Annotated in this window: 11 protein-coding genes and 18 pseudogenes; 28 read left to right on the plus strand and 1 reads right to left on the minus strand. The window is 73.8% G+C overall.

Features of this window, described 5'->3' with window-relative positions; genetic code table 11:
* Positions 1–24 precede the first annotated feature (24 nt).
* The 28 genes and pseudogenes from UK94_RS43220 to UK94_RS07465 all read left to right on the plus strand — a co-directional run.
* Positions 25–217: pseudogene (locus tag UK94_RS43220) on the plus strand (hypothetical protein); the annotation flags it as partial.
* A 68-nt stretch (positions 218–285) separates the two neighbouring features.
* A pseudogene (locus UK94_RS43225) lies at positions 286–563 on the plus strand (hypothetical protein); the annotation flags it as partial.
* 1 nt (position 564) lies between these two features.
* Positions 565–1,030 (plus strand): annotated as a pseudogene (locus UK94_RS43230) (hypothetical protein); the annotation flags it as partial.
* A gap of 83 nt (positions 1,031–1,113) precedes the next feature.
* Positions 1,114–1,299 (plus strand): annotated as a pseudogene (locus UK94_RS43235) (hypothetical protein); the annotation flags it as partial.
* Between the two features lie 3 nt (positions 1,300–1,302).
* A pseudogene (locus UK94_RS43240) lies at positions 1,303–1,704 on the plus strand (hypothetical protein); the annotation flags it as partial.
* A gap of 21 nt (positions 1,705–1,725) precedes the next feature.
* Entirely contained in the window at positions 1,726–1,920 is a 195-nt protein-coding gene (locus UK94_RS07400; RefSeq protein ID WP_041939753.1) for a hypothetical protein, read from the plus strand.
* Positions 1,921–2,488: 568 nt separating this feature from the next.
* Positions 2,489–2,868 (plus strand): dihydrodipicolinate synthase family protein (locus tag UK94_RS43245; RefSeq protein ID WP_235487002.1); only part of this gene is annotated, 380 nt, incomplete at its 3' end.
* Position 2,869: 1 nt separating this feature from the next.
* A pseudogene (locus UK94_RS43250) lies at positions 2,870–3,352 on the plus strand (dihydrodipicolinate synthase family protein); the annotation flags it as partial.
* A gap of 1 nt (position 3,353) precedes the next feature.
* Positions 3,354–3,496: pseudogene (locus UK94_RS43255) on the plus strand (4-hydroxy-tetrahydrodipicolinate synthase); the annotation flags it as partial.
* A partial coding sequence (locus UK94_RS43260) for an MBL fold metallo-hydrolase (RefSeq protein ID WP_235486888.1) occupies positions 3,493–3,855 on the plus strand: 363 nt, incomplete at its 3' end. The pseudogene UK94_RS43255 and the gene UK94_RS43260, both read left to right, overlap by 4 nt.
* Before the next feature lies 1 nt (position 3,856).
* Positions 3,857–5,178, plus strand: a pseudogene (locus UK94_RS07410) (ribonuclease J); the annotation flags it as partial.
* A 402-nt stretch (positions 5,179–5,580) separates the two neighbouring features.
* Positions 5,581–5,993, plus strand: a pseudogene (locus UK94_RS75850) (cell division protein FtsK); the annotation flags it as partial.
* A gap of 1 nt (position 5,994) precedes the next feature.
* Positions 5,995–8,002: pseudogene (locus tag UK94_RS07415) on the plus strand (DNA translocase FtsK); the annotation flags it as partial.
* Between the two features lies 1 nt (position 8,003).
* A pseudogene (locus tag UK94_RS43270) lies at positions 8,004–8,223 on the plus strand (DNA translocase FtsK); the annotation flags it as partial.
* Positions 8,224–8,327: 104 nt separating this feature from the next.
* Positions 8,328–8,424, plus strand: a pseudogene (locus UK94_RS73045) (helix-turn-helix domain-containing protein); the annotation flags it as partial.
* Position 8,425: 1 nt separating this feature from the next.
* Positions 8,426–9,195: pseudogene (locus UK94_RS07420) on the plus strand (helix-turn-helix domain-containing protein); the annotation flags it as partial.
* A 142-nt stretch (positions 9,196–9,337) separates the two neighbouring features.
* Positions 9,338–10,933, plus strand: a pseudogene (locus tag UK94_RS07425) (radical SAM protein); the annotation flags it as partial.
* A 191-nt stretch (positions 10,934–11,124) separates the two neighbouring features.
* On the plus strand, positions 11,125–11,775 hold the full coding sequence (locus UK94_RS07430) for a CDP-alcohol phosphatidyltransferase family protein (RefSeq protein ID WP_235487005.1): 651 nt from the start codon (positions 11,125–11,127) through the stop codon (positions 11,773–11,775).
* Positions 11,765–12,350 (plus strand): competence/damage-inducible protein A (locus tag UK94_RS43275; RefSeq protein WP_235486893.1); only part of this gene is annotated, 586 nt, incomplete at its 3' end. The genes UK94_RS07430 and UK94_RS43275, both read left to right, overlap by 11 nt.
* A 1-nt stretch (position 12,351) precedes the next feature.
* Positions 12,352–12,998, plus strand: a pseudogene (locus UK94_RS43280) (nicotinamide-nucleotide amidohydrolase family protein); the annotation flags it as partial.
* 220 nt (positions 12,999–13,218) lie between these two features.
* Positions 13,219–13,498: pseudogene (locus UK94_RS07440) on the plus strand (helix-turn-helix transcriptional regulator); the annotation flags it as partial.
* 341 nt (positions 13,499–13,839) lie between these two features.
* The gene (locus UK94_RS07445; protein ID WP_011606804.1) at positions 13,840–14,307 is read left to right on the plus strand and encodes a DNA starvation/stationary phase protection protein; all 468 of its coding nucleotides are present in this window, start codon (positions 13,840–13,842) and stop codon (positions 14,305–14,307) included.
* 189 nt (positions 14,308–14,496) lie between these two features.
* Positions 14,497–14,691: a hypothetical protein gene (locus UK94_RS07450; protein ID WP_011606803.1), complete on the plus strand. Its 195-nt coding sequence runs from the start codon at positions 14,497–14,499 to the stop codon at positions 14,689–14,691.
* Between the two features lie 145 nt (positions 14,692–14,836).
* On the plus strand, positions 14,837–14,888 hold a 52-nt coding region (locus tag UK94_RS73050; protein ID WP_255355680.1), incomplete at its 3' end, for a hypothetical protein.
* A gap of 1 nt (position 14,889) precedes the next feature.
* Positions 14,890–15,009: pseudogene (locus tag UK94_RS43285) on the plus strand (PspA/IM30 family protein); the annotation flags it as partial.
* A gap of 1 nt (position 15,010) precedes the next feature.
* Positions 15,011–15,772: pseudogene (locus UK94_RS07455) on the plus strand (PspA/IM30 family protein); the annotation flags it as partial.
* A gap of 163 nt (positions 15,773–15,935) precedes the next feature.
* Positions 15,936–16,691 carry a hypothetical protein gene (locus UK94_RS07460; protein ID WP_157734151.1) on the plus strand — a complete coding sequence of 252 codons (756 nt, stop codon included), beginning with the start codon at positions 15,936–15,938 and terminating at the stop codon, positions 16,689–16,691.
* A gap of 516 nt (positions 16,692–17,207) precedes the next feature.
* The gene (locus UK94_RS07465) at positions 17,208–17,771 is read left to right on the plus strand and encodes a sigma-70 family RNA polymerase sigma factor (RefSeq protein ID WP_011606798.1); all 564 of its coding nucleotides are present in this window, start codon (positions 17,208–17,210) and stop codon (positions 17,769–17,771) included.
* A gap of 212 nt (positions 17,772–17,983) precedes the next feature.
* Here the strand turns inward: UK94_RS07465 and UK94_RS07470 are convergent, their stop codons facing one another.
* Entirely contained in the window at positions 17,984–18,889 is a 906-nt protein-coding gene (locus tag UK94_RS07470; protein WP_011606797.1) for a DNA-formamidopyrimidine glycosylase family protein, read from the minus strand.
* Between the last annotated feature and the right edge of the window lie 101 nt (positions 18,890–18,990).

Consider the following 18,990-nt stretch of genomic DNA (forward strand, 5'->3'; position numbering starts at 1 on the left):
GCTGAGCCGGTAATGTCCTGATCCGTGACGGGAACCACCGGTGCGCCCGGTGCGGCCGGGCCGGGCGCCATCGGTCGGCTGCGGCGGTGGAGCCGGCGCGACGACGCCGAGCATGCCCCCGTCCTCGACCTCACCGACGTCGACGAGGTCACGCTGACCCTGCTCGCTCCGCCGGCGCCCTTCCAGGGACTGCGGCGGCGGGTGGTCGACCAGTTCANGATCCTCAGCGCCAACCGGTGCCGGCTGGCCCGCTCGGTCAACTGGGGTCCGCTGGACGACGCGCTNAACCAGATCGTCCCGGTGACGGGGGCGGGCCGGGTGAACACCGTCGGCCGGCTGCCGCCCGAGGTGCTGGTGCTGCTGCCGGTCTCGACGCTGTCCAAGCGGGCCCTGGTGGCCTTCGACCTGACCGGTCCGGGGGGCTCGGACGCGCACCTGATGCCCTACGGCACGTCGGTGGCACTCCAGGGCAACCTGATCGCCAGGCTCGCAGATCCGCTCGGGGTGCCGTTGGAGGAACCGGCCCGCCGCATGGTCGACGCCATCTCCCGCTTCCGCCCCGGNCGGCTGTCCGGTAACTACCCGCGCCTGGTGCCCGGGCGGGGGCGCCCGCTGCGGCTCGACGCGATCCGCACCTACCTGGAGCGCGAGGCCGAGCTCGCCGTGCCGGTGTCCCGCCTGCGCCGGTGGCAGGACCTGGTCGTCGACGCCGAACGGGTGCTGGCCGCCGCCCTCGCCGAGCCGTTCGACCCCCTCAGCAGCGCCGAGACGCTGCTGCTCGCCGTCGGGGAGCTCTGGCGGGACCCGGACGTCCCCGACGGGCGTGATCTGGCCGCCGTCGAGGGGTACCTGACCGGGTTCACCACCTGGATCGACGCGCTCGTCGGCGTTGGGGCGGCGGCCGAACCGGTGCTGACGACCGTGGCCGAGTACGGGCGGCGCTGGGAGGCGCTCGCCGCCGTCACCCTCGACCCCTACCGGCCGTTTCTGATCAAGACAAGCGAGGAGCTGCGCACCGTGCTCGTCCGCGNCCGCCCGGTGCTCGGCCGGTCCGGGCCGCCGTGGCGCCAGCTCCTGCACCCCGCGGCGCTGGTCGACGTCGACTCGGGTGGNACGGGCAGCTACCACGTCAGCATCGGCACCGACGACACGAGCATCGAACTCGACACCCCGATGATGATCGACCTGTTCGGCGACCCGGTGCCGCGCACCTACATCGAGGACGTCCAGCGCAACCGGGAGGTGTACGCCTTCTACACCACCGACGCGCGCCGGCCGCCGCGGTCCCGGCTGGTCGTGNGNCTCAGCGTCTCCGCGGACGTCTCCCGCATCACCGGCGCGATCGGTGTGCTGATGCTGCTCACCGTGGGCCTGTCGGCCGTGCCCGTCGAGCTGGCCCCGGACGCCGTCGCCGTGATCACGCTGCCCTCCTCGTTCGCGGCGACGGTGCTGCTCACCCGGGAGCGCAGCAGCCTGGCCGCCTGGGTCCTCGGTCCGGCGAAGACGACCCTGCTCGCCCTGCTGGTGGCGCTGGCGGTCCTCGCCGGGTTGCGGGCCGCCGGCTGGCACGCCCCACCCGATTCGACGCCGCCCGCCCCCGCCCCCGCCCGCCCGGTCGCCGGGACGGATCCACCCGCACGGCCCGCGGGAGCCGCCGCGACCGTCCCCGCCGGACCCGGTGGCGGTACGCTGGAGGCTCTGTAGCGGCGAACGGGACGGTGGCGGATGCCGAAGAACTACGGCCCGGGTGTGGCGCTCGGCCCGCTTCGTTCCGGTGGGCTGCGGTCGCTGGTGCGCCTGGGTCGCCGGGACCTGTGGTTCCGGCTCGACCGCAACATGCTGGGCGCGGGCAGCCGCGGGAGCATGCCGGGGCTGGGATCGCCCGGCCGGGCGCCCGGGGGGTCCGTTCGCACGCACTAGTCTGTCCCCCTTGTCCGCGCCTCGTCGGCCCGTTCGGTGCCGGCCGGTGCCGCGGTCGGGTTTCGCGGCGGGCGCCGTCAGTGGCGGGGCCTGCGCCGTTGCCGGCGGTAGCGGGTGGATCGGGGGTCGGGAGCGCGTCCGGGATGTCGGCCATGCTGGCCGGGCCGGGCCGGACGAGATCGCGACCGCCGGCGTGGCGGCCGGCTTGGGCGGCGGCTCGGCCGGGTGCAGCCCGGTCCTCCTCCGCCGCGGCGCGTCGGTGCCGGCCGCGGCGGAGGCAGGACGAGGCGTTGGGGCGCGGGTGCAGGGTGGCGGGTGTGGTGGCCCCTGTGCGTGCGGGTGATGCGGACCCGGCGGCGGCGGGCGGCCTGTCCGTCGGCGCGGGGCGGTGCGGCCGTCTGGCCTGGGTGGGCACGCCCGGCCTGGGCCGCGCCGGTCTGGCCGGGGTGGCGGGTCGGGCGGACGATGGGTCCGCGCCGGGTGCCGAACGGCGCCGGGCGCAGCAGGGATGGGTGCGGCAAGGGTGGTTGTCCGCGGGCTCGGCGGTTTCGCGCGGGCCGGAGAGATGATGTCGGAGGTGCGCTCTAGCGTGACCGGTATGTCAGTGTTGCCGCCGGCGCCGTTCGGGCGCATGATCACGGCGATGATCACGCCGTTCCAGGCGGACGGCGCTCTCGACGAGGCGGGTGCGGCGCAGCTCGCGGTCCGCCTGGTGGATGCGGGCAACGAGGCGCTCGTCGTCAACGGCACCACCGGGGAGTCGCCGACCACGACCGACGCGGAGAAGGCCCGCCTGGTGCGGGTCGTCGTCGAGGCCGTGGCCGGGCGCGCCCGCGTCGTCGCCGGCGTCGGGACCAACGACACCGCCCACACGGCGGAGCTCGCCCGGGCGGCCGAGGCCGCGGGTGCCGACGGTCTGCTCGTCGTCGCGCCCTACTACAGCAAGCCNCCGCAGGCCGGACTCGTCCTGCACTTCACCACCGTCGCCGACGCGACCGGCCTGCCCGTGATGATCTATGATATTCCCGGCCGGACGGGGGTGCCGGTGGCGACCGACACCCTGGTGCGGCTGGCCGAACACCCGCGTATCGTCGCGGTCAAGGACGCCAAGGACGACCTGGCCGCCTCCTCCTGGGTGATGGCGCGGACGGACCTGGCGTATTACTCCGGCACGGACGCGCTTACCCTGCCGCTTCTGTCCATCGGGGCCTGTGGGGTCGTCAGCGTCGTCTCGCACGTGGCCACCCCGGCGATCCGTGCCATGATCGAGGCCATTGGGGCCGGTGAGGTGGGTCGGGCGATCGCGCTGCATCAGGGCTTGCTGCCCGCGTACGAGGGAATCTTCCGAACCCAGGGGGTGATCCTGGCCAAGGCCGCGCTGCGGCTCGCCGGGCTGCCGGCTGGTCCGGTCCGGCCACCGCTGGTCGACGCCNCCCCCGCCGAGGTCGCGCGGCTGCGCGCCGACCTCGCCGAGGCGACGCTGGACGTCGGTGACCCGCGCGGGCCCGGCACACGCCGGCTACCGTCCGGTCCGTCGGCCGGCTTCGCCGTCGCGGCGGCGGGTGAGGTCTCATGAGCCGCCCGCACCCCGACTACGGCCCGCCCCCGCCGCTGCGCGCGGACGGCCTGCGCATCATCCCGCTCGGTGGAGTCGGCGAGATCGGCCGCAACATGACCGTCTTCGAGCACTCCGGCCGACTGCTCATCGTCGACTGCGGCGTGCTGTTCCCCGAGGACTTCCAGCCCGGGATCGACCTGATCCTGCCGGACTTCACCGCCATCCGGGACCGGTTGGCCGACATCGACGCGCTGATCCTCACCCACGCGCACGAGGATCACATCGGCGCCGTGCCGTACCTGCTGCGGGAGCGCCGCGACATCCCGATCGTCGGCACCCGCCTCACGCTGGCGCTGCTGAACGCGAAGCTCGCCGAGNACCGGATCAAGGCGGTCACGCAGGAGATCCGCGAGGAGGAACGGCACACCTACGGGCCGTTCGAGTGCGAGTTCTTCGCGGTGAACCACTCGATCCCGGACGCGGTGGCCGTCGCCATCCGCACCGAGGCCGGCCTCGTCCTGCACACCGGCGACTTCAAGATGGACCAGCTTCCGCTCGACGGCCGGCTCACCGACCTCGGCGGCTTCGCCCGGCTCGGCCGCGAGGGCGTGGACCTGCTGCTGTCCGACTCGACCAACGCCGAGGTGCCCGGGTTCGTCGCCTCGGAGCGGGAGATCGCCCCGGTGCTCGACGGGGTGTTCCGGGACGCGACCCGCCGGATCATCATCGCCTGCTTCGCCAGCCACGTGCACCGCGTGCAACAGGTCCTCGACGCCGCCGAGGCGCACGGCCGCTCGGTCTGCTTCGTCGGCCGTTCGATGGTGCGCAACATGGGCGTCGCGCGTGATCTCGGCCTGCTGCGGGTGCCGCCGGGTCTGATCGTCGACGCCCGGGACGTGGACTCGCTGCCCGACCGCAACATCTGCCTGATCTCCACCGGGTCGCAGGGCGAGCCGCTGTCGGCGCTGTCCCGGATGGCCAACCGCGACCACCAGATCCGCATCCAGGCCGGGGACACCGTCGTGCTGGCGTCCAGCCTCATCCCCGGCAACGAGAACGCGGTCTTCCGGGTCATCAACGGCCTGACCCGCTACGGCGCGAAGGTCGTCCACAAGGGCGTCGCCAAGGTGCACACCTCCGGCCACGCCCCCGCGGGTGAGCTGCTCTACGTCCTCAACGCCACCAGGCCGTCCAACGTCATGCCGGTGCACGGCGAGTGGCGTCACCTGCGGGCGCACGCGAAGCTCGCCGAGGCCACCGGCGTGCCGGCGGACCACGTGGTGCTTGCCGAGGACGGCATGGTCATCGACCTGATCGACGGCCGGGCGCGCATCACCGGCGCGGTGCCCTGCGGCTACGTCTACGTCGACGGCGCCGCGGTCGGCGACGTCGGCGAGCCGAGCCTGAAGGACCGCCGGATCCTCGGCGAGGAGGGGTTCATCACGATCACCGTCGTGGTGGACGCCGCCGCCGGCAAGGTCGTGGTCGGCCCCGACCTGTCCGCCCGCGGCTTCACCGACTCGCCCGCCACCTTCGACTCGGTGGCCCGGCTCGTCAGCGACGGGCTGGCGGACGCGATGCGCGGCGGGATGAACGACACTTCCGCCCTGCAGCAGCTCGTGCGGCGAACGGTCGGCCGCTGGGTCAACGAGCACTACCGCCGTCGGCCGATGATCGTTCCGGTGGTCCTGGAGGTCTGAGCCGGCGGGGTGGCCCGTCCTCGCCTGCCCGTGCGGGTGGTTGTGCCCAGCACGGCGCGCCCGGTTCGTCGGGGTTGCAGGGACTCGGCCACCTGGCTGTGTACCGTTTCGACGGTGGCCACACGTACCAGCGGCGCGCGTACGCGTGTGCAGACGGGGACGGCCACGTCCCCGCCGGGGGGCGATGGGCGTCGGACAGCAACGCGCGGTGGCGCGGGCGGCAGGAGCCGCCCGGCCGCCGGCGGTAAGGCCCGCGCGCCCGCGGGCGGCCGTGCGGCGCGGCCCGGGGGATCCACCCGGTCCGCGCCCGCCGGCCGGGCGAAGGCGCAGGACCGCCAGCGCCGCCCGCCGCTGACCCTGATGGTCGGCCGGGCCGTCGTCCGGACCGTCTACCAGGTCTGGATGACGGCGGCGACGCTGCTCGGCACCCTGCTGCGTCGAACCGGGCGGGGCGCACGCGACCTGCGCATCGATCCCGCCCACCGGCGCGACGGGCTGGGGCTCGCGGCCTTCGGCGGGGCGATCCTGGCCGCCGTCGCGGTCTGGTTCTCCGCGGGCGGGCCCGTCGGATCCTTCGTCGCCGCCGTCCTGGAGTTGTTCGTCGGCGCCGGGGCGTGGGCGCTGCCCCTGTTCGGTCTGGGGGCCGCCTGGCGGCTCGTGCGTGCGCCCAGCGACCCCGACAGCCGCGGTCGGGTGGTGATCGGCTGGGCCGCGCTCGGGGTCGGCCTGCTCGGCGTCGTGCACATCGCCCGCGGGCTGCCCGACTTCTCCGACGGCATCGGGCGGGTCCGGGGGGCCGGCGGCCTCGTCGGCCTNCTCGGCGGTCTGCCGCTCGCGAGCGCTGTGACGCCGTTCGTCGCCGTCCCGTTGCTGCTGCTGATCGCGGCCTTCGGCCTGCTGGTGATCACGGCGACGCCGATCCGGCAGGTGCCCGAGCGGCTCGCCGAGCTCGTGGAGCGGCTCACCGCCGGGGTGCGCGATCCCGCGGCGCGCCTCGACGACGGCTATGACTCCGACTACGACGACGAGCTCGACGATGCGGCGCTCGCCGACGATCTGCTCGACGAGGACGCCGCCGGTGGAACCCGGCCGGCCCGGGGCCGTCGCCGCGGCCGGGCGGGCGCCGCGCCCCCCGGAGCGGATGGCGCGGACGTGGACGGCACGGACCTGGGCGGCGCGGGCCTGTCCGATCCGGGGCCCCACGAGGTGTTCGACATCGAGGCTGCCGGGCAGGGCGGGGGCCGGTCCCGGCGTCGCTCCCGGCGGGGTGTCGCCGCGGACGCCGAGGCTGCCGACGCCGCGTCCGCGGCCGGCGACCTCGGCCTCGACCTGTTCGGGGAGCTCGCCGGCCCCGAGGCCGACACCGGTTATGCCGGCGAGCCCGACGACGAGGACCTGGCGGCCGGTGCGGCCGCTGCGGCCGCTGCGGCGGCGCGGCCGGCGGCGGCCGCGGCCCGACGCGGGCGGACCCGGGCGGCGAAGGTGACCGGCGGCGCCGCGGACACGGCGACCGGCGTGCCCGGGCCGGGGTCCCCGAGCGCCCCGGACGAGATCGAGCACCTGGTCCCGCCGACCGACGGCGACTACACGCTGCCCTCGCCGACGCTGCTGCGTTCCGGTACGCCGCCGAAGGTCCGGTCCGCGGCGACCGACGGCGTGATCGCCTCGTTGACCGATGTCTTCGGCCAGTTCAAGGTCGATGCCCGGGTCACCGGTTTCACCCGGGGTCCGACGGTGACCCGGTACGAGGTCGAGCTCGGTGCCGCGGTGAAGGTCGAGCGGATCACGCAGCTTGCGAAGAACATCGCGTACGCCGTGAAGAGCCCGGACGTGCGGATCATCAGCCCGATCCCGGGTAAGAGCGCGGTCGGCGTCGAGATCCCCAACACCGACCGGGAACTGGTCTCGCTCGGCGACGTGCTGCGCAGCGGTGAGGCGCTGGCGAACTCCCATCCGCTGGTCGTCGGCCTCGGCAAGGACATCGAGGGCGGCTACGTGCTGGCGAACCTGGCGAAGATGCCGCACATCCTCATCGCCGGGGCGACCGGCGCCGGCAAGTCCACGTGCATCAACACGCTGATCACCTCGGTGCTGGCGCGGGCGACGCCGGACCAGGTCCGGATGGTCCTCGTCGACCCCAAGCGGGTCGAGCTGACGAACTACCAGGGCATCCCGCACCTGATCACGCCGATCATCACGAACCCGAAGAAGGCGGCCGACGCGCTGCAGTGGGTCGTCAAGGAGATGGAGAACCGCTACGAGGATCTCGCCGCCTGCGGGGTGCGCCATGTCGACGACTTCAACCGCAAGGTCCGCAAAGGTGAGATCGTCGCTCCGCCCGGCTCCGAGCGGGTGTACACGCCGTATCCGTACATCCTGACCATCGTCGACGAGCTCGCCGACCTGATGATGGTCGCCCCGCGCGACGTCGAGGACGCGATCTGCCGGATCACCGCGATGGCCCGCGCGGTCGGCATCCACCTGGTGCTCGCGACCCAGCGGCCGTCGGTGGACGTGGTGACCGGTCTGATCAAGGCCAACGTGCCGTCCCGGCTCGCGTTCGCGACGGCGTCGCTGGCCGACAGCCGCACGATTCTCGACCAGGCCGGCGCCGAGAAGCTGGTCGGTCTGGGCGACGCGCTGTTTCTTCCGATGGGCGCGGGCAAACCGGCCCGTATCCAGGGCGCGTTCGTCTCCGAGGACGAGATCGCAGCGATCGTCGACCACACGAAGGAACAGGCGCCGCCGGCGTTCCGGGAGGACGTGTTCGACGGGGGCGGCGAGGCGAAGAAGGAGATCGACGAGGAGATCGGCGACGATCTGGNGCTGTTCCTGCAGGCCGTCGAGCTCGTGGTGAGTACCCAGTTCGGCTCCACGTCGATGTTGCAGCGCAAGCTGCGCGTCGGGTTCGCCAAGGCGGGCCGGCTGATGGACCTGATGGAGAGCCGGGGCATCGTCGGGGCCAGCGAGGGCTCGAAGGCCCGCGACGTGCTGGTCATGCCCGACGAGCTGGAAGGCCTGCTCACGACCCTGCGTAGCGGCTAGGAAGTGCCGGTGGCCGGGTCTGCGCTGTCGAGGCCGGGTGACGGACCGTAAACTGAGCCGGTGCCNCCACGGTAGGCAGAAACTCACGCTTGCGGAGGTCGCTCATGCAATCCGTGGACGATCCGCAGCCGGTCAGTGCCGGCTCGCTGCTCGCCGCGGCCCGCCGCGAGCGCAACCTGACGATCGACGAGGTCAGTGAGCNCACTCGGGTGCGGGCAAGCCTGATCGACCAGATCGAACGGGACGACTACTCCCGCTGCGGCGGCACGGTCTACGCCCGCGGCCACCTGCGCAGCATCGCCACCAGCCTCGGTCTCGACCCCGGCCCCGTCCTGGACGCCTACGACGCCTCCCACGAGGTGTTGACCGGGCCGGTGCTCGGCGTCCCGCCCGGCGAGTTCGACCCGCTGCGAGGCGGGTCCCGGCGCCGGCACGGTGGGTTCCGTTGGGGCGCCGCGATGATCGTGTCGTTGGCCGCGGTGTGCCTGATCGCCGTCATCGCCCTGCTGATACCCGGTTCCGGGTCGTCCGGCTCCTCCGGGTCCACCCGGCAGGGCGACGCCGCCGCACCCCCGCCGACCGCGCCGGCACCGATCGCGGCGCCGAGCAACGCACCCGCCGCCGCACCCAGCACCACCCCCCCGGCGGGGGTGAACGTCGTGCTGGCGGCGCGCGACGCGCAGAGCTGGCTGGAGGTGCGTGACGACGACCGGCACGTGCTGCTCGCGCAGCTGCTGCACTCCGGCGACAGCCGCACCGTCACGGCGCCGGGGGCGCTGAGCATCAGGATGGGTAATGCGGGCGCGGTCGACGTGTCGTGCAACGGCAGGAGCCTCGGCCCCTCCGGCGGCGATGGTCAGGTGGTGACGATCCGGGTCAGCGTGGCCGCCTCCGGCGAGTGCGAGGTCGGGGATGCCGGCCGCAGCCCCCTCGCCGCGGGCCCGGCGCCGTCCGCGCTCGCCACGGCGCCTGNCGCGCCCGTCGACTGATCGCGACCGGCGGACGCCCTGCGCGAGTCGGCCATGTCGGGCTGGTGCGGCGCCGGGTGCCACCGCCCCGGTAGCCTGACCTGGTGTCCACTCACGTCCCGCGCCGGGTAGCTCTCGTCACGCTNGGTTGTTCCCGGAACGAGGTGGATTCGGAGGAACTCGCCGGCCGGCTCGCCGCCCAGGGGTGGGAACTGGTCGCCGACGCCGCCGACGCCGACGCCGTGCTGGTCAACACCTGCGGATTCGTCGACGCGGCGAAGAAGGACTCCATCGACGCCCTGCTGGCCGCGGACGACCTGCGGGCCGGCGACGGCGAACCGGCCGGGGCGGGCCCGCGTGCGGTGGTCGCCGTCGGCTGCCTCGCGGAGCGCTACGGCAACGAGCTGGCGGCGAGCCTGCCCGAGGCCGACGCGGTGCTGGGCTTCGACGCCTACCCGAGCATCGGCGAGCATCTCGACGCGGTCCTCGGCGGCGCCACGGTGCCCGCCCACACCCCGCGGGACCGGCGCACCCTGTTGCCGATCACCCCGGTGGAACGGGGCGCGTCGGCGAACGTCGCCGTGCACGTTCCCGGGCACGCCAGGGGTGTTGCGGGTGGGAGTGCAGCGGGTAGCCCGGGCCGGCGCCGGTTGACGGCGGGGCCGGTCGCCGCCCTGAAGATCTCCAGCGGCTGCGACCGGCGGTGCGCGTTCTGCGCGATCCCGTCGTTCCGCGGCTCGCACGTGTCCCGTCCCGCCGACGACGTCCTCGCCGAGGCGGAGTGGCTGGCCGGCGAGGGTGCGCGCGAGCTGGTGCTGGTCAGCGAGAACTCGACCTCCTACGGCAAGGATCTCGGTGACCTGCGGGCGCTGGAGAAGCTGCTGCCGCAGCTTGCCGCCGTGCCGGGCATCGTGCGGGTGCGGACGGTCTACCTGCAGCCGGCGGAGTTGCGCCCGTCGCTGCTCGAGGTGCTGCTGACCACGCCGGGTCTCGCCCCCTACCTCGACCTGTCGTTCCAGCACGCGAGCCCGGCGGTGCTGCGCCGGATGCGTCGGTTCGGCGGCTCCGAGCACTTCCTCGACCTGCTCGACCGCGGTCGCGGCCTGCTGCCCGGCCTCGGCGCCCGGTCGAACGTCATCGTCGGTTTTCCCGGGGAGACCGAAGCGGACGTCGACATCCTGGCGGAGTTCCTCGAGGCCGCCGAGCTCGACGCGGTCGGCGTGTTCGGCTATTCGGACGAGGAGGGCACCGAGGCGGTCTCCCTGCCAGGCAAGATCGCCGAGGAGGAGATCGAGCGGCGCCGGGTGCAGATCACCGATCTCGTCGAACAGCTCACCGCCACCCGGGCGCAGGAGCGGATCGGCAGCCGGGTCCAGGTCCTCGTCGAGGAGATCACCGACGGGATCGCCGCCGGGTGTGCCGGCCACCAGCAGCCCGATGCCGACGGCTCCTGCCTGGTCCGCCTGCCCGGCCCCGCCGGTGCCGCGGCCGGCCCGCCCGCCGGGGGCCCGTCCGGCACCGGCCAGCCCGGTCTGCCCGGCCAGCCCGGCCAGCCTGGTGTCGAGGTGGGGGACCTGATCGAGGCCCGGGTCGTCGCGACCGAGGGGGTCGACCTGGTCGCCGAGTTCACCGCGGTGCTCGACCGGGCCCGTCCCTCGGCCGGGCGGGGCGAGGCCGCGCCGTCGGCGACCGGGGCGCGGGCGACGGTCCTGGTGGGCCGGCCCCGCGCGGATGGGACGTGACGGCGTCCGGAGCCGACGCCCCGGGCGGAGCCGATGCCCTGGGCGGAGCCGATGCCCTGGGCGGAGCCGATGCCCTGCGCGGCGTCGGCGGCCGGCGGCCGTCGCCGGCCGGTCAGCCCACCCGCGAGCTGCCACCCGTCGACCTCTCCTCGGCCCCGCCCGAACCAGGCGCCGTCGATCGCGGTGGTCCCCTGGCCGCCGCGAACGGGGCGGACCCGCGTCCGAGCGTGTCCGTACTCAACGTCGCCAACCTGCTGACGATCATCCGGCTGATCCTCGTGCCGGTCTTCGTGCTGGTGTTGTTCGCCGGTCCCGACGACGACGGCTGGCGCTACGCGGCCTTCGTCGCCTACGCCGTCGCCGCGATCACCGACCAGGTCGACGGGTCCATCGCCCGCCACTGGCACCTTGTCACCGACTTCGGCATCCTCGTCGACCCGATCGCCGACAAGGCGCTGACCGGCGCCGCGCTGATCTCGCTGTCCGTCCTCGGGGAGCTGCCGTGGCCGGTGACGGCGGTGATCCTGCTGCGCGAGGTCGGGGTCACGCTGCTGCGGCTGTGGGTGATCCGCTTCGGGGTGATCGCCGCGAGCCGCGGGGGCAAGGCGAAGACACTGCTGCTGAACGTGGCGATCGGGCTCTATGTGCTGCCCCTGGCGGGGGTCGCCGCGACCAGCCGGGCGGTGATCCTCGCCGCGGGCGTGGTCGTCGCCGTCGCCACCGGGATCGACTACGTCTACCGGGCGCTCGCGCTGCGGCGCCAGACCGCGCGCGACGCGGCCGGCGAGCCCGCGGCCGGGACGGGCATCACCGACGACGAGGGGCTGACGGATGCGCGCTGAACTGCTGGCGGTGGGGGACGAGCTCCTCTACGGCGACATCGTCAACGGCAACGCCGCGTGGCTCGGCCGGCAGCTCGCCGACGTCGGGGTGACGATCGAGACCTCCACGGTCGTCGGCGACGACGTCGACGTGATCGCCACGGCGATCCGGGTGGCGCTGGAGCGCGCCGACGCCGTCGTGATGACCGGAGGTCTCGGGCCGACCCAGGACGACCTGACTCGCGAGGGCATCGCCGCGGCGGCCGGTGTCGAGCTGCGCCGCGACGACTTCCTGGAGGCCGAGCTGCGCCGGCGGTTCCGGGCGATGGGCCGACGCGAGGTCCGCGACGTCCCGGTGATGAACTACCGGCAGGCGGACCTGCCCGTGGGTGCGCAGCCGCTGCCCAACGGGCCGGGCACCGCACCGGGCATCCGGATGGAGATCGGTGCGGGCGTCGTGTACGCCATGCCGGGCGTCCCCTTCGAGATGAACGACATGTTCACCGCGAGTGTCCTGCCCGACATCCTGCGCCGCGCAGGCCAGCCGGCGGTGGTCGTGCACCGGGTGCTGCGCACGGCCGGGATGTGGGAGTCGGNGGTCGCCGAGGCGCTCGCGGCCGAGGTCGACCGGTTGGCACCGATCGGCAACCCGCGGATCGCGTTCCTGGCCAGCGGCGGCCAGACCCGGGTTCGCATCACCGCCCGGGCGCGGGACCGGGCCGAGGCGGAGACGTTGATCGCCCCGGTGGAGGCCGCGGCGCGCGCGGCGCTCGGCGCCGGGGTCTACGGCGGCGAGGAGGACTCGCTGGAGAGCGTCGTGCTGGGGCTGCTGCGCGCGCGGTCGGCGACGCTCGCCGTCGCCGAGTCCATCACCGGCGGGCTGCTCGCCGGCCGGCTGACCGACGTGCCCGGGTCGAGTGTGGTGTTCCGCGGCGGCGTCGTGTCCTATGCGACCGACGTCAAGGCGTCGGCGCTCGGGGTCGATCAGGCCCTGCTCGCCGCCGAGGGGGCGGTGTCGGCCAACACCGCCGCGGCGATGGCGGCCGGGGTGCGGGTGCGCCTCGGTGCCGACTACGGGCTGGCCACCACGGGTGTCGCCGGTCCGGGTGAGCTGGAGGGCAAGCCGGCGGGAACGGTGCACCTGGGTCTCGCCGGCCCGGACGGGACGATCACCCGCTCGCTCCGCCTGCCCGGTGACCGCGAGCGGGTGCGCGCCTTCGCCGCCGTGACCGCTCTGGACCTGGNGCGGCGTACCCTGGCAGGACTGCCGGGCAGCGACATCGCCGCCTTCGTCGACGACGCCACCGGCGGATCGCGGGAGTAATCGCCGGACCCGAGGTGCTTACACAGTTACAGTCCCATCAACGAGGGCCCGAGGGCCACGGTGGTGGGTATACGGTGAACGCATCCCGCGGACGAAGGAGGAGGCTCGATGGTCCTGCTCCGACGCATGATCGGCGAGGNGTTGCGCCGCCGCCGTCAAGATCAGCACCGCACGCTCCGGGAGGTGTCCTCGGCGGCCAGGGTGTCGCTGGGCTACCTCTCCGAGGTGGAGCGTGGGCAGAAGGAGGCCAGCTCCGAGCTGCTCGCAGCCATCTGCGAGGCGTTGGGAGTCCGGCTCGCGGACCTGCTGCGTGAGGTCAGCGAGGATCTGGAGCTCGCCGAGCTGGCGGTCGGTGCGGGCGTCGGTGGAGCCACGGTCGTGGTGCCGGCCCGCCCGACGGTCGTGGATCGGGCTGCCTGAGCCTCGTCGGTCGGCGTTCGCCCGACGGCCGCAGGCTCCGTTCTGAGCTGATCGTCGTCCCGAGTTGATCTCTGTGTGTCGCGTCCCGCCGCTGACTGTCAGCGGTCGGTGCGGGACAGGTCACCGCTCGGCACCTGGGCACCTGGGCACCTCGGCACCTCCCGCGTGGTGGCGGACGGGTCGGGCCCCGGTCGGGCTTCGTCGAACGGGCTTGGGTGACAATCGGCTTGGGTGACAGCGGGCTACGGTGACGGAGCGGGACGGTAGCGGAGGTTCCGCGTACGGATCTCCTTGCGGGGCACGCCAGGGAACGCAAACGGCTCCGACCCGAGAGGACGAGCATGAGTGCGATCCGTAGCCCACTGTCCGACGAGGCCCGTTCCGTCACCGGCGAGGCATTGCAGGGCGCGTTGGTCGATCTGATCGATCTGTCCCTGTTCGCGAAGCAGTTGCACTGGAACGTCATCGGCCGGAACTTCCGCAGCGTGCATCGCCAGCTCGACGAGGTCGTGGAGCTGAGCCGTCGCTTCGCGGACGCCGTCGCCGAGCGGGCCGTGGCCATCGGGGTCAACCCGGACGGCCAGTCGTCGACGATCGCCCGCGGCACCCACCTGCACGGAGTCGAGGTCGGTTACCTCGCCGACGAGAAGGTGGTCCGGCTCATCACCGACGTGCTCGCCGAGGTCATCACCCGGACGCGCACCCGAATGGACGCCACCGAGCAGCCCGACCCGGTCACCCAGGATCTGATCATCGACGTCGTGCGCGAGCTGGAGGAACAGCACTGGATGTTCCAGGCGATGGTCTGAGCCCGGTCCGCATCCGGGGCCGCCGCCCACAGGGCCGCCGCCGGGGTACCCGCCCGAATGGGCGACTCCGGTGGCGGCGTGCGGGTCGGTCTGCCACTCTCCCCGGGTAGTTCTCGCGGTGCAGCTTGCGTTCGTCGTCGTCCACCCGGGCCTGGCTCCCGGGCCTGGCCTGCAGGGAGAGAAGATCAGGTGAGCACCGCCTCGCAACCCGAGGAGGATGACGCGGCCCCGGCACACCTGCCGATCCAGGTCTGCAAGGCCTGTAACGGCCTGGGCGAGCAACTGGTCGTCTTCGCCACGGCGCGCGGCGGCTTCGTGCCGGCCTGCCGGTCGTGCCTGGTCTGCCGGGGACGAGGTCGTACTCCGCTGTGCCCGCCCGTGTGACGTGGGCCCGCCCGTGTGACGTGGGCCCGCCCGTGTGACGTGGGCCCTCAGGTCTGCCGGCAGGCCTTCCCGTCTGACGGAAGGACGACGCGTTTGGTGTGCCGGCCGGGTCACCAGTGGGCCGAGGTCGTGCNACGATCGTGGTATGGCGAATGTCGTCCGCAAGATTGCCCGGTATCTGTCCGCGTCGGCGAACCNCAAGTTCGACGAGCGGGCCGACCCGCGGGTGCAGATCGACCAGGCCATCGAGGAGGCGCGCCGCCAACACGAGGCGCTCGTGCAGCAGGCCGCGCTCGTCGTGGGAAATCAGCGTCAACTNGAGATGCGGCTGGCCCGGCAGGCCGAGGAGGTCGCCGGCCTGACCGAGTCGGCCCGCTCCTCGCTGCTGCTGGCCGACAACGCGCGAGCCTCGGGTGATCCGGTCTCCGCGGCCGGCTACGAGGAAACCGCGCAGGCGTTCGCCAGCCAGCTCGTCTCCGCGGAGACCTCGCTGGAAGACCTGAAGAACCTGCATCGCCAGGCGGCGGCGTCGGCGGCCCAGGCCCGCACCGCCGTCGAGGACAACACGGCGCGGATGCAGCGCCACCTGGCGGAGCGGGCCAGGCTGCTGACCCAGATCGAGCACGCCGCCATGCAGGAGCAGATGACCCAGGCGATGGAGGGCATGTCGACGCTGGCCCCGGCCGGCGACACCCCGACGCTCGCCGAGATCCGCGACAAGGTCGAGCACCGCTACGCGGTGGCGCTCGGCCGCCACGAGCTCGCCTCGCAGGGGATGGAGGCGCGGATGGTCGAGGTCCGCCGCGCCACCATGGATGCCCGGGCCCTGTCCCGGCTGGCCGAGCTGCGCGGTGATCTCGGCGGCGGGGGCGGCCCAGGTGCGGCCCTGGGCAGCGGGACACCGAACGCCCTCGGCGCCGGCGCCGGTGGCGACCCGCAGCGGGCGTCGCTGACGAAGGGGCAGTCCGACGGCGAGCCGTACCGGGCGCCCGATGCCGCCGGCCGGAGCGCGCCGCCGCCCGCCGCGGGCGGCCAGGGTGCCGGCGGCCCCGCGGCCGCGCCGGGCGGTCCGGCGGCGTGAAGCACGTGGGGAGCCGACGGTGACGGACTGGTCGACGCGCGACGGCCGGGCCGCTTCCCCCGGCTCCTCCCGCGTCTCCGGCACCCCCGGTCCTTCCGGTCCTTCCGGTCCCAAGAGCCGGGCGTGGGATCGCGTTCAGGCGTTTCTCGACGGGCGGTCCAGCGTGGCGCGTGCGACCGCGGACGCCGCAGCCGCCGTCGTGCCCTCCCTGCCGGCCTGGGTCGGCGCCGATGTCGAGCGACGGTCGCTGGTGCGGGCCGAGCGCCGGGCCGGGCGCGGGCTGCGCTGGGCTCGGCGCCGGGAGGCGGCCGCCGTGTCGATCTGGACCGGGGTCGCCGCGCTGACGCCTGTGGCCGCCGTGGTCGACGACTCCTGGGGCTGGCTGGTGGCCGGCGGGGCCGCCCTCGCCCGGGCGGCCCTCGCCGGACGCGAGCTCGCGCTGCTGCGACGGGCCGACGGCGGGCTCCCGTTGCCGCGCACCCCCGCGCCGAGTCCGTGGGAGCTGCGCCGGTCCGCGGCCGCCGAGCCACTGCGCCGCGGGGAGGCGGGGCTGGCCGCGCTCATGGCGATGACCCGCTCCCTCGGCCCGGGCGCGGCCCGATCGCTGCTGCAGACGGCGGCGGCCGGAGCGGCGGATCTGGTCGACGGCCTGCGCGTCGGGGCGGCCCGGGTCGTCGCCTGCGAGGCGGCTACTCGGGCAGTCTCCGATTCCGGGCGGCGGGCCGAACTCGCCCGGACCACCGAGGCCCTGGTGGCGTCGATGACGACGTCGGTCGCGGTCTTCGACGACCTGCTCGCCGCGGCCGGAGAGGCGGTCGGTACCGTGTCGTCGTCGGCACCCGGCCTGATCAGGCTGCGCGAGGACACCGAGACGCTGCGGGGATACGCGGCCGCCCTGCGGGATCTCGCGGGCGTCTAGCCGTCCGGTTTGCCGCGGCCCCGCCGCGTGCGGCGAGAGCACCCATGCTCGGGCCGGTACGAACTGCGAGGCTCCGACCACGTGTCGTCTATTCGACTGGGTAGCACCTTCGGGTCGTAGATCGCCACGTTTACAGCCGGTTCACTGAATACGGTGCGTGACGAATGGCAATTAGGCATACCGTCCGTTGGGCTNGAGAACGCCATTCTCCTGGGTTTCTTGNCATTTTGCCACCGTTTGGTGGTGTTGCTCCNGCAACGGAGCGTCGGTTCCGGGTCCGTGGAGCGTACGGTGCGTGCATGTTGGGCGGCCGTCCCGCGTGTACGGAGAAGTCGGGACTGGCTTGCCCAGGAGTGGATGNGTAATGTCCGGCTTGTCCAAAGTCCGCTGCTTGGCACTCAGCGGACATAGAAGACCAAGGCGCATCGCGGTTCTGCCGGTGCTGGCGCGCACCGGGCCGGCCGTGATCGCGCTGGGGGGTGGCGCGGTCCGAGCAAGTCAGAGGTGGACTGAACCGTGACATGCCCTGCCGGGGAGTTCCCCCCGGTTGATTCCGCAACCGCGACGGCAACTGCAACATCCCTGGCCGAGCTGGACCGGCCCTACAGCGAGCAGCGATGGTCGCTGATGCTGCCCCACCGGGAGCGGCTGATCCACATCGCCCGCCGTCGGCTGCCGAGCAAGGCAGACGCGGAGGACTGCGTGCACGAGGCGTTCATCCGTGCGGCAGGCTTCCGGGACCTCGACGCGAGCCGCGTCGGTCAGTTCCTGACGACGACGGTGCTGCGCCTGTGCGTCGACCACCACCGGGCCCGTCAGCGCGCGGAGCGGGCGGTCGTCCGCGGGTACCTGCAGCCGTGGGAACCGGCGCCGGACGACGCCGTCTGCGACCGGGCGGAGGCCCGCTGGCTGCTGGCCCGGGCCGGTTCGCTGCGCGGTCGCGAGCGCCAGGTGATCATGGCGCGGGCGGCCGGGATGAGCACGCGGGAGGCGGCGGCGGACCTGGAGATCAGCCTCAAGGCGGCCGAGGGTGCGTTCACCCGCGGCCGGGCGCGACTGATCTCCTTCTCGCGGAACTGACGGTCTCGCCAGGATTCGGCGTGCACCATGCACCTCCGGCACCACCATGCTCTTCCAGCACCACCACGCTCTTCCAGCACCACCACGCTCTTCCAGCACCACCACGCTCTTCCAGCACCACCACGCACCTCTGGCGCACTACCAGGCACTTATCCGGTACCACCAGGCAGCATCCGGTTCTACCGGCCGTCACCAGGCACTTTCGGGCACCATCAGGCACCACCTTCCCCGGCATCAGGCCGGCGGACGCGGCCGGAGCGCGCCTCGGCGCCTCGGTTCGCACGTCCGCGACGGGCGACGGCTCCCGCGGGAGCCGCCGGTCCGGCCTGGCACCGGGGGCACCAGGTGGTGCGCCGGCTCTCCTCGTCGATCCGGCCGGGTAGCCGGCCCTGGTCGGCTGTGAGTATCCGGCTTCCGCACCGCCGGCAGGGCCGCCCGGCCCGGCCGTAGACCCAGTGCTCCTCCCCGGGTCGCGTAGACCCGGTCGTCACCTGATGCCCGCCGTGGGCGCCGGTCCTGATCATCGCTTGGGCTCGTCGGACGAGCCCCGGTAGATCGGGTACGTCGCCCACGGGCGTCCAGGGGGAGACCCCGGCGACGAAGCAGGCCTCGGTCCGCCAGATGTTGCCCAGGCCGGCGATGATCCGCTGGTCGAGCAGCGCGGCACCGATCTGCCGTTGCGGCACTGCCCGCAGCGCCGCCACCACGACGTCCAGATCCCAGTCCGGGCCGAGCACGTCCGGGCCGAGATGGCCGACGGCGTCCTGCTCGCGGCTCGTCGCCAGCAGCTCGACGATCGCCAGCCGGTACCCGACCGCGACCTGCTCCGCGGTGGTGAGCACGACCCGGATCTGCCAGGCCGGACCGCCCGACCAGGGCACCCCCGGACGGTAGAGGTGCCACGAGCCCTCCATCCGAAAATGGGTGTGCAGGCTCAACCCGCCGTCGAACCTGGTCAGCAGGTGCTTGCCGCGCGCCGCCACCCCGATGATCCGCTGGCCGGACAGGTCGGCCGTGGCCAGGTGTGGCACCCGGAAGTCGCTGCTCAGCAGCCGCGCGCCGGCGAGCGCGGCGTCCATCCGCCGGGCCACCCGCCACACGGTGTCGCCCTCGGGCATCCCCGCATCCTCCCTGCATCCTCCGGGCCGACGCGCCCGGTGCCTGCGCCGTCGGCCTTGCTCGTCGGCCTTGCTCGTCGGCCTTGCGTCGTCCGCCTTCC

It is taken from the genome of Frankia sp. AvcI1 (assembly GCF_001420875.1).
Lineage (GTDB): Bacteria > Actinomycetota > Actinomycetes > Frankiales > Frankiaceae > Frankia > Frankia alni.